A 9992-nucleotide genomic window follows, 5' to 3' on the forward strand; every position below is an offset into this window, starting at 1 on the left:
TTGCGAGGAGGCCAAAGGCCGACGTGGCGCCCTGAGCGCGCAGCGCGAGGAAGTGCCCTTGGGGTGCAATCTCGCAGTACCCGGTTGAATAACAGGGAGACCCCGGCGAAATCGTAACTGCCTGCACGAGATTCCCACGTCGCTTCGCTCCTCGGAATGACAATTCGGGGGCCGTTACCGTTTTAACGCTAGCTTGTACGAACTGCAGGTGCAGAGCCGGGAGCGGCATGCCGCTCCCCTACATTGGCCGGTACCGTTTTAATGGCGGCCAGTACGGGCTGCAAGTACGCCGCCGGGCGGGGCATGCCCCGCCCCTACCATAAAGAAGCCGCGCGGCAGGTCGGTCCTGCCGCGCGGCTTTCGCTGATTCCGGGATCAGTCGCGGTCCCAGTTATGCCAGACATTCTGGACGTCGTCGTCGTCCTCGAAGATGTCGAGCATTTTTTCCATATTCGTGATGTCATCGGGGTTGTCGAGCTTCTTATACTCGCCCGGGACCATCTCAATCTGCGCGGAAACGAAGGTATAGCCCTTCTTGGTCAGCGCGTCCGCAACGGCGTTGAAGTCGTCCGGATCGGTGTAGATCGTGAAGCAGTCGCCGTCGGCCTCGAAGTCGTCCGCGCCGCAGTCCATGGCGTCCATCATAACGTTGTCTTCTTCATAGTCGCCGTCCTCGTTGTCGATGACGAGCACGCCCTTCTTGCTGAAGTTCCAGGACACGCAGCCCGCAGCGCCCATCTTGCCGCCGTACTTGTCGAAATGGTGGCGGACGTTGCCTGCCGTGCGGTTGCGGCTGTCGGTCATGGTCTCGACGATCACGGCGATGCCGCTCGGGCCGTAGCCTTCGTAGGTGATGGATTCGTAGGAATCGCCAGAGCCGGCATTCGCGGCCTTTTCGAGCACGCGCTTGATGTTGTCGTTCGGCATATTTGCCGCCTTGGCCTTCGTGATGACCGTGGCCAGACGGGAGTTATAGCTGGGGTCGGTCGAGCCGCCGCCTTCCTTCACCGCAACATACATTTCCTTCGCGATCTTCGTGAAGGCTGCCGCGCGCTTGGCGTCCTGCGCGCCCTTCGTCTTCTGAATGTTATGCCACTTGGAATGTCCAGACATAATATTTCTTCCCTTCGTAGAGTGGTATCTGTAAATAACTAGATTATTTTAGCATTCCACAGGCCAAAAATCAAGCATATTTCATGCAGTCGGTGTGGGTTTCGGAGATTTTTACGGAAATATCCGGGAAGGCATTCTTCAGGGTATCGGCCAGCACGCGTGTCACGGGATTCTCGGTGTAGAAATGCCCGGCGTCGATGAGATTCAGCCCGAGGTCGTGCGCATCCCAGAACTGGTTATAGCGCACGTCCGCCGTGACGAACGTGTCACATCCCGCCGCCACCGCCTCCAGCATCTCGTCGGCGCAGCTCCCGCCGCCCACGGCAACGCGGCGGACGGGCTTGCCGCCGTCCACATAGCGCAGGCCGGGGCAGCCGAGGGTCCGCTTGACCGTCTGCAGGAATTCCGCCAGCGGCTGCTCGTCGGTCTCGCCGCCGCGCAGCAGGCCCCACGGTCGGCCCTGGGCGTCCGTTCCGCTCGGCTGGAGCACCGTGACATCCCGCAGGCCCAGCACGGCGGCCAACTCGTCGTTCACGCCGCCGGGAGCGCAGTCGAGGTTCGTGTGCGCGTTGACGGCGCAGATGCCCGCCGAGCACAGCCGCTCGATGACCCGGCCGACGCTCGTCTCGTCCGTGACGTTCGCCACGGGGCGGAAAATGAGCGGGTGATGTGTGACGATGACGTCCGCGCCCCATTCGACCGCCTCATCGCAGACGTCCTCGAACGGGTCAAGGGCGACAAGGACCTGCTCGACCTCCTTTTTGCGGCTGCCGCAGAGCAGGCCGACGTTGTCCCAGTCCATTTTCATGCCGGTGGGCGCAAGGGCCTCGAGCACATCCAGAATATCAGCAACCGTTGTCATAAAGCTCCCTCATTTCGCGCAGCTCCCGCAGCGCAGTTTCATAATAGTGCAGGCGTTCCGGCTCGCTGCCGCGCCGCAGGCCCTCGACGGTGCGCTCCAGCGACGGGATGAGCCGGTCAAAATAATCCGGCAGAAGCGGATCGCCGGAACGGAGCAGGGCCGCGGAGACATACTCCTGCCCCGGCGTGACCGGCGCGGCGCTGCCGAAGCGCGCAGCCATGGCCTGATAGAGAAAGCCGCCGTCGCGCACAAGGCGCTCCTGCTCGATGGCAAAGCCCATCCGGGCCAGCTTGCGGCGCAGGTCGTTGCCGGAGGACTGCGGCTGTAAGATCAAGGTATAGCGCGGGTCGCGCACCCAGCGGCAGCGGCCGAGGATCTGTGCGATGAGATCGCCGCCCATCCCGGCGCAGACGATGGTGTCGACCTCGTCCGGGTCGATGGCATCGAGGCCGTCGGCGCGGGAAAAGCGCATGCGGTCTGCCACACCGAAGCGCAGGGCATTTTCCATGGCGCGGCGGAGCGGCTGCTCGCGCAGCTCCGAGGCGTGGACAAACTCAGCCCGGCCGTTCAGCAGCAGCGAAATGCCGAGATAGCCGTGGTCCGCGCCGATGTCCGCAGCGCGCGCGCCCTGCGGCACGAGCCCGGCACAGCAGTCCAGCCGCGCGGAGACCGGCAGCCTCACCGGCCGCACGCCGCGCGCCAGCGCGCGGCCTCCTGCTGCCAGTGGGCGCGGTCGGCGTCCGTCAGCGGGCGCAGCACGCGGCAGGGATTCCCGGCCGCAATGACGTTGGACGGGATGTCATGCGTCACAACGGAGCCGGAGCCGATGACGACATTGTCGCCGATGGTCACGCCGCCGTTCACGGTCACGCAGCCGCCCATCCAGACGTTGCTGCCGACGGTGATGGGCTTGCCGTATTCCAGCCCGGTATTGCGGATGTCCGCATCGAGCGGGTGGCCCGCGCTGAACAGGCTCACGCGCGGCCCGAGCATGACGTTGTCGCCGAAGCGGACGTCGCACTGGTCGAGCACGATGAGCTCATAATTCGCATAGAAATTTTCGCCCAGATAGATATGGCTGCCGTAGTCGCAGCGGAAGGGCGGCTCGATCTTGAAGCTGCGTCCCGTTCCGCCCAGCAGGCCGCGCAGCAGGGCGGCGCGGACCTCCGGCTCCGGCTCGCTGTTGAACTGCCGGAGCACGCCGGCGGTATGGCGCATCTCGGCTGCCAGCTCCTCGTCCACGAGGTAGAGCTGCCCGGCAAGCATTCTTTCCTTCTGTGTCATAACAATTCTCCGTTCGTCAGGGAGTCTCCCTTAAAAAATGGCCCGCTGCAAGTATAAACTGCAGCGGGTCTGGTTTGGATCACTTATTGGCTTCCACTGCCTCGATAAAGTGGTTCACCTGTGCGAGGAAGGCATCGGGATCCACGCCGTGGACCATGCAGGCCTCCTCAACGGACTCGCCGCGGCTGGCCGGGCAGCCCAGGCAATGCATGCCGATAGCCTGGAACAGGGGCGCGGTCTCCGGCGCAAGGTCGAGCACATCGCCGATGATGGTATCTTTTTCAATTTTAACAGCCATGGGTGTTACCTCCGAAGATGGATTTTCTTTATTATATCCAACGTCTCGACAAAAATCAACCGTTCGCGTTGATTTTCCGCAGAAGTGTGCTATGATGGGAGCAAAAAGGAGGCGTTTTTCATGCTGGATTGGGTCATTCGCGGCGGCACGGTCATCGACGGAAGCGGCGGCGCGCCGTTTCGGGCGGATATCGGCATCCGCAGCGGAAAGATCGCGGCCGTCGGCTCCTGCGGCGAGGCCGCGAAAACGCTGGACGCCGCCGGGCGGTATGTCACGCCGGGCTTTCTGGACATCCACCGCCACGGCGATGCCGCCGTCTTTCGCCCCGGCTTCGGCCGCGCAGAGCTGCGGCAGGGGCTGACCTCCATCGTCAACGGAAACTGCGGCCTGTCGCTCGCGCCGTTCGGCGCGGCGCACCGGGCGGAGCTGCAGCGCTATCTCGGGGCGATCACGGGCGACATCGACCCGGCCATCCCCACGGAGTCCATGGCGGCCTATCTGGACGCACTGCGCGCCCGGCCGCTGCCGCTGCACGTCGGCATGCTCGTCGGCGGCGGGACGGTGCGTGCGGACTGCTGCGGCTATGCGCCGGGCGATGCGGATGGGGCCCTGCCGGAGCTGCACCGCCGTCTGGAGCATGCGCTGACGGACGGAGCGCTCGGCGTCTCGCTCGGCCTCGGCTATGCGCCGGAGTGCTTCTACACGCCGGACGGTCTGCTCCGGGCGCTGGCCCCGCTGCAGGGCAGCGGCGTTCCCGTCTGCGTGCACATGCGCGAGGAGGGCGACATGGTCTGCGACGCCCTGCGCGAGATGCTCCGCGCGGCGCGCCTGCTCCGCACGCCCGTGCACATCAGCCATCTCAAGGCCATGGGCCCGCGCAACTGGAACCGCCGTATCCCGGAGGCGCTGGCGCTGCTGCAGCAGGCGCGGGACGAGGGGCTGGAGGTCTCGTGCGACGTCTATCCCTACTGCGCAGGCTCGACGCAGCTTCTGCACCTGCTGCCGCAGGACTTTCTGGCAGGCGGAACGGATGCCGTAGTCGCCCGGCTGCGTGACCCAGCCCAGCGGGATATCCTGCGTGAGCGCATCGCCCACGGCCGCGATTTTGACAACATCGCGCAGATGGTCGGCTGGGACAACATCCGCCTGACGACGCTGCACCGGCCGGAATTTCTGCCCCTCACGGGCAAGACGTTTGCCGAGGCGGCCCGGCTTCTCGGGCTGGAGCCGGTCGACTGCCTGTGCCATGTGCTGGCGGAGGAGGCCTGCAACGTGACGATGATCGACTTCATCACCTGTGACGAGGACATCGAGCGAATTCTGCGCGCGCCGTTTGCAAGCGTCATCTCCGATTCGCTCTATCCCACGGAGGGCCTGCCCCACCCGCGCGTCTACGGGACATTCACGCGCATTCTCGAGACGTTCGTCCGCGAGCGCCATGTCCTGACGCTGCCGGAGGCCGTGCAGCGCATGACCTCCCTTCCGGCGCAGGCTCTACGCCTACAGGGCAAGGGACGCATCGCCGCCGGGATGGACGCTGATGTCAATGTTTTCGACCTCGCCGCCGTGCACGAGCGCGCCACCTGGGAGCAGCCCGCGCAGGAGAGCGAGGGCATGGACGCCGTGTTTGTCGGCGGTGCGCCTGCCATCCTGCACGGAGCCTTTACGGGCGCGGCAAACGGGCAGGTGCTGTGAGGAAAATCCATGGACAATCGCCGGGCTCTATGGTAAAATAAGAAGTAACTCACCGGAAAGGAACCGATACATATGAACTGGAAACGATTTTTCGCGCTTCTTCTGGTGCTGGCACTGCTGCCGGCCCTGTTCGGAAACGCCTTTGCAGCCGGTCCGAAGGCCCGCACGCTGACGGACGCGGACTACGCGCCGATCGACGCCCTGTGGGCCGAGCTGGACGCCGTGGAGCAGGAGGCGCAGACGCAGTCCGCACAGGACGGCCCGGACCGGACGCTCGCGGCGGCGCAGGCCGTGGCGAAGGCAGTGACGGCCTCCGACCTCTATGTGGACGGCACGCTGCAGTGGCGCGGCGCGCAGTTCAGCTTTGAAACGATGACGGGCGTGACGTGCGCCTACAGCCCGCGCCTGCGCGAGCTGGCCCGCAAGGCCGCCGGGAGCAGCGTTGAGACAGAGACAGTCGAGCCGCAGACATCCACGACGACGAGCGCGGACATCACGCTCATCGAGCCGTATTACGGTCTGGACCCCAGCTTCACGCAGCAGTATCAGAACGAGGTAAAGAAGCTGGCCGCCGCCACGGGCGGCAGCTCGCAGGTCCTCAAGACGACGCGCGCCACGATCGACGCCGTTGCTGCCGCCGTCGAGTCGAGCGGCGTCGTGATTTTCGACAGCCACGGCTCCACAGACTATGAGAACCCGTGGAACGAGGAGGACCTTGTCTCCGGCGCAACGACGTCCTATCTGCTGCTGCAGACCGGCACCGGCCTGACGACGGAGGACTATGCCAAGGACGGCAATACCTACCACGCGCAGTACATGGGCTCCTACGGTACGATAAAATACTACGCCGTGGACGGCACCTGCATTGCGAACCACATGACAAGGTCCGCCCCGGACAGCCTGATCTGGAGCGCCATCTGCCTCGGCATGGCGACGGACGGTCTGTGCGCCCCGCTGCGCGCCGAGGGCGTGAGCGTGTTCTACGGCTATTCCCAGGCCGTCACGTTCGACTATGACTACAAGTGGGAAGAGGTCTTCTTTGCCCGTCTGCGCGCGGGCGACACCGTCGCACAGGCCGTTGCGCAGATGAAGACTGAGATTGGACAGTGGGATTACTGCTCGGAGTACCTGACCATCGAAAGCGCACGCCGGAACTACTGCGCCTTCCCCATCGTCTCCTCCGCGCTGGACGCCTACCCCGGCAAGGGCAAGGTCGATGCCCTGCAGGAGGTCCATTCCGACTGGCAGCTCTTCGGCAAGGCGCAGTTCACCGTTACGGCCGTCTCGGCCAACACGGCCCTCGGCACAGTCGTGCCGCTGAATGACCTGACGTTCGAGGCAAAGCCCGCGGAGAACGCCGCCGTCTCCGGCTGGTCGCTCCAGCCCGAGGGCGCTGCCGCCGTCACGCAGGACGGCAATGTCTTCACCGTCAGCGATGTGCGCGAGGACTGCACGCTCGTGGTGGAGTTCCGCCAGCGCATCCCCGCAACCGTCATATTCTCCACGCCGGAGGGCGCTTCCCAGCCGATGCAGCGCGGCTATGTCGGCGAGGAGATGGCACTCACCGCCCCGGAGGGCAAGCCGCTGGCCAATGCGCACGACTATGTCTTCGCAGGCTGGACAGACGCTCCCGTGGCCGACGCCGTGCAGGTGAGCACGGTCTACACGGACACCTACACCCCCATCCGCGCCATGGTCACGCTCTATGCACTCTATTCGTGGCAGGACGGCGAGACGACCCGCTATACAACGCAGCCGCAGAATAAGGTCTGTCCGTCCGAGGCCTTCTCCGACCTCGATGTCACGCAGTGGTATCATGAGCCGGTCGACTATATGCTGGAAACGGGCATGATGAACGGCATGAGCGCCACGACGTTCGAGCCGAACGGCACGCTGACGCGCGCACAGCTCGTGACCGTCCTCTACCGCCACGCCGGTTCCCCGGACGTGACTGGCCTGCCGAATCCGTTTGCGGACGTCGCGCCGCAGTCGTGGTATGCGAAGGCTGTCATCTGGGCAGCCGCCAACGGCGTCGTCAAGGGCACGTCCGCCGCGACGTTCGCCCCGGAGGACGCCATCACCCGCGAGCAGATCGCAGCCATTCTCTACCGCTACAACGGCGAGGCCGTTACGGAAGACCGGCTCTCCTCCTTCCCGGATGCGGACGCGGTCTCCGGCTATGCCGTTGAGGCCATGCAGTGGGCCGTCAGCCGCGGCCTGATCTCGGGCGACCCCGCCTCGGACGGCACGCTGTGGCTCCGTCCGCGCGACGGCGCGACCCGCGCCCAGATCGCCAAGATCCTGTGGGTCTGGCTCGGCGCGTAAATTCTGGATCTTGGAGGAAAAAGCCATGATGAAAAAACTGATCTCCGGGCTGGTTCTTCTGGCCATGCTGGCCTGCCTGGTGCTCCCCGCTGCGGCGGCGGAGCCCACGGCCCTTCCCATGACGGTCGCCGAGGCCGTGGACGGCGTCTCCGCCTACTGCACCGCTGCGATGCAGGCCGCCGGGACCTACAGCGATTGGTCCATCCTGCAGCTGGCCCGCAGCGGCAATCTGACGGACGCCATGCGGCAGGACTATCTCGCTTCTCTGGCGGAAAAGCTCCGTGCCTGCGGCGGCGTGCTGGACAAATCCTATTACACGCAGTATTCCCGCACGATCCTCGCCCTGACGGCCTGCGGCGAGAACGCCCGCGACTTTGCGGGCTATGACCTGACGGCCCCGCTTGCAAACTACGACCAGACCGTCTGGCAGGGCGTGAACGGCGCGGCCTTTGCCCTCATTGCCATGGACTCCGTGTCCTACGGCTTCGCAGCCTCCGGCACGAGCTCCCGCGCGCGCCTCGTGGCCTACCTGCTGGCGCAGGAGCTGCCGGGCGGCGGCTGGGACTATTCCGGTAAGACGGCCGACCCCGACCAGACCGCCATGGTGCTGCAGGCCCTCGCGCCCTACCGCGCGCAGGCAAATGTCTCTGCGGCCATCGACCGCGCCCTGAACGTGCTCAGCGGCATGCAGAAGGACGACGGCAGCTTTGACGCGTGGGGCGCCTCGTCCTCGGAATCGATCTCGCAGGTCCTTGTGGCGCTGTGCGCCCTCGGCATCGACCCGGCGAAGGACAGCCGCTTTGTCCGTGCGAACGGCGCGTGGCTCGTCAGCGCGCTGATGAGCTTCCGCGTGCAGACGGAAACCGGCCTTGCCTTCGGCCACACGAACCGCACGGCAAACTATATGGCCACGGAGCAGGCGGGCTACGCCCTCGCGGCCTATGAGCGCTTCCTCGCAGGCCAGCCCGCCCTGTACACCATGACGGACACGACCTACGGCACACACACCTGCGTCCGCTACCGCGACACGGCCCGCCACTGGGCGCAGCCCTATGTCTGCGCAGTGACGGAGCAGGGCCTCATGAATGGCGTCGGCAACGACTGCTTCGATCCCGAGGGAACGCTGAACCGTGCCATGCTCGCCACGGTCCTCTGGCGCGCTTCCGGCAGCCCCGCAGCAGACGGCGGCAGCTTTGCCGACGTCCCGGCCGGGCAGTGGTACTCCACGGCCGTTTCGTGGGCGCAGCAGAGCGGCATTGTGCAGGGCGTGGGCGAAAACCGCTTCGCGCCGATGGACAGCATCACGCGCGAGCAGCTCGCCGTTATGCTCTGGCGCGCCTCCGGCAGCCCCGGGAGCACGCAGAGCCTTGCGGCCTTCCCGGATGCCGGGACGTGCTCCGACTGGGCGCGCACGGCACTGGCGTGGGCCGTGGAGCGCGGCATTCTGAACGGCATGGACGGCAGACTGGCCCCCGGCGGCACGGCGACGCGAGCGCAGGCAGCGGCTATGCTGACGCGCTATCTGCAGTGAGGGTCCTGCCATGAAGCTGTTTCATTCCTGGAAGCGCTGGCAGCTCATCGCGCTGGTGTGCGTCGTTCTGACAGCCGTTCTGACGCTCGTCTTTGTACTGCAGGGCGGCGGCGGGGACACGCAGCCCACCGGCGGCACGGAGGGGCTGCAGCTGGCCACGGAGACGCTGGGGGACGTCACGGAGCCGCCCGAAACAGCCGCTCCCACAGAGAAGCCCACAGCCGCTTCGACGGAAGCCACAGAAGCTCCGACTGAAGTGTCTACGGAGGCCACAAAGGCCACAGAAGCCCCGACCGCCGTGACGCAGCCTGCCACGGAGGCCCCGACGGAGCCGCCCGCGACGGAGCCTGCCGCTCCCTCGTGCACGGTCTCCATCTCCTGCACGACGGTCCTGGACAACTGGGACAAGCTCTCAGAGGCCAAGCGTTCCATCGTCCCGTCGAACGGCATCATCCTCGGTACCGTGACGGTCGAGCTGCAGGAGGACGACACCGTGTTTTCCGTCCTGCAGCGCGTGGTGAGCGACTACAATATCCAGATGGAGTATTCCGTCTCGCCCCTGTATCAGACCACCTACATTGAGGGCCTCGGCAACCTCTATGAGAAGGACTGCGGCGCGCGCTCCGGCTGGATGTTTGCCGTGAACGGCGTTTTCCCGAACTACGGCGCATCGGACTGCACCGTGCAGGACGGTGATTCCATCCGCTGGCTGTATACCTGCGACCTCGGCAGCGACCTTTCCTGAATATCGTCTCCCATGCGGCGCATCCCAAACGGATGCGCCGCTTTATGTGTGCTGAGGCATTGTAGGGGAGCGGCATGCCTCGCCCCTACAAGGCGCTATCCCGGTCACGAAAAACTGCCCGGCGCTTTCGCGCCGGGCA

General features: G+C 65.4%; 9 protein-coding genes. 4 read left to right on the forward strand and 5 right to left on the reverse strand.

Features of this window, described 5'->3' with window-relative positions:
• Positions 1–375: 375 nt before the first annotated feature.
• The 5 genes from WMO66_RS00385 to WMO66_RS00405 all read right to left on the reverse strand — a co-directional run bounded on the left by WMO66_RS00385 (position 376) and on the right by WMO66_RS00405 (position 3557).
• Complete coding sequence (locus WMO66_RS00385; RefSeq protein ID WP_349134430.1) at positions 376–1113, reverse strand: YebC/PmpR family DNA-binding transcriptional regulator; 738 nt, start codon at positions 1111–1113, stop codon at positions 376–378.
• Positions 1114–1183: 70 nt separating this feature from the next.
• Complete coding sequence (locus WMO66_RS00390) at positions 1184–1975, reverse strand: Nif3-like dinuclear metal center hexameric protein (RefSeq protein ID WP_349134431.1); 792 nt, start codon at positions 1973–1975, stop codon at positions 1184–1186.
• The gene (locus WMO66_RS00395) at positions 1959–2657 is read right to left on the reverse strand and encodes a tRNA (adenine(22)-N(1))-methyltransferase (RefSeq protein ID WP_349134432.1); all 699 of its coding nucleotides are present in this window, start codon (positions 2655–2657) and stop codon (positions 1959–1961) included. The genes WMO66_RS00390 and WMO66_RS00395 overlap by 17 nt, the downstream gene beginning before the upstream one ends.
• A complete protein-coding gene (locus tag WMO66_RS00400; RefSeq protein ID WP_349134433.1) occupies positions 2654–3259 on the reverse strand; it encodes a sugar O-acetyltransferase in 606 nt (201 codons plus the stop codon). The genes WMO66_RS00395 and WMO66_RS00400 overlap by 4 nt, the downstream gene beginning before the upstream one ends.
• A gap of 79 nt (positions 3260–3338) precedes the next feature.
• On the reverse strand, positions 3339–3557 hold the full coding sequence (locus tag WMO66_RS00405; RefSeq protein WP_349134434.1) for a DUF1858 domain-containing protein: 219 nt from the start codon (positions 3555–3557) through the stop codon (positions 3339–3341).
• Positions 3558–3677: 120 nt separating this feature from the next.
• Here WMO66_RS00405 and WMO66_RS00410 point away from each other — a divergent pair, with 120 nt between their 5' ends.
• From WMO66_RS00410 to WMO66_RS00425, 4 genes are all read left to right on the forward strand, one after another.
• Positions 3678–5252 (forward strand): N-acyl-D-amino-acid deacylase family protein, encoded by a 1575-nt coding sequence (locus WMO66_RS00410; protein WP_349134435.1) that lies wholly within the window; start codon positions 3678–3680, stop codon positions 5250–5252.
• 72 nt (positions 5253–5324) lie between these two features.
• On the forward strand, positions 5325–7577 hold the full coding sequence (locus tag WMO66_RS00415; RefSeq protein WP_349134436.1) for an S-layer homology domain-containing protein: 2253 nt from the start codon (positions 5325–5327) through the stop codon (positions 7575–7577).
• A gap of 25 nt (positions 7578–7602) precedes the next feature.
• Positions 7603–9108, forward strand: a complete 1506-nt coding sequence (locus WMO66_RS00420) for an S-layer homology domain-containing protein (protein ID WP_349134437.1) — start codon at positions 7603–7605, stop codon at positions 9106–9108.
• Between the two features lie 10 nt (positions 9109–9118).
• A complete protein-coding gene (locus tag WMO66_RS00425) occupies positions 9119–9853 on the forward strand; it encodes a DUF4430 domain-containing protein (protein ID WP_349134438.1) in 735 nt (244 codons plus the stop codon).
• Positions 9854–9992 lie beyond the last annotated feature (139 nt).

The organism is Faecousia intestinalis, assembly GCF_040096185.1.
Taxonomy (GTDB): Bacteria; Bacillota; Clostridia; order Oscillospirales; family Oscillospiraceae; genus JAZOXB01.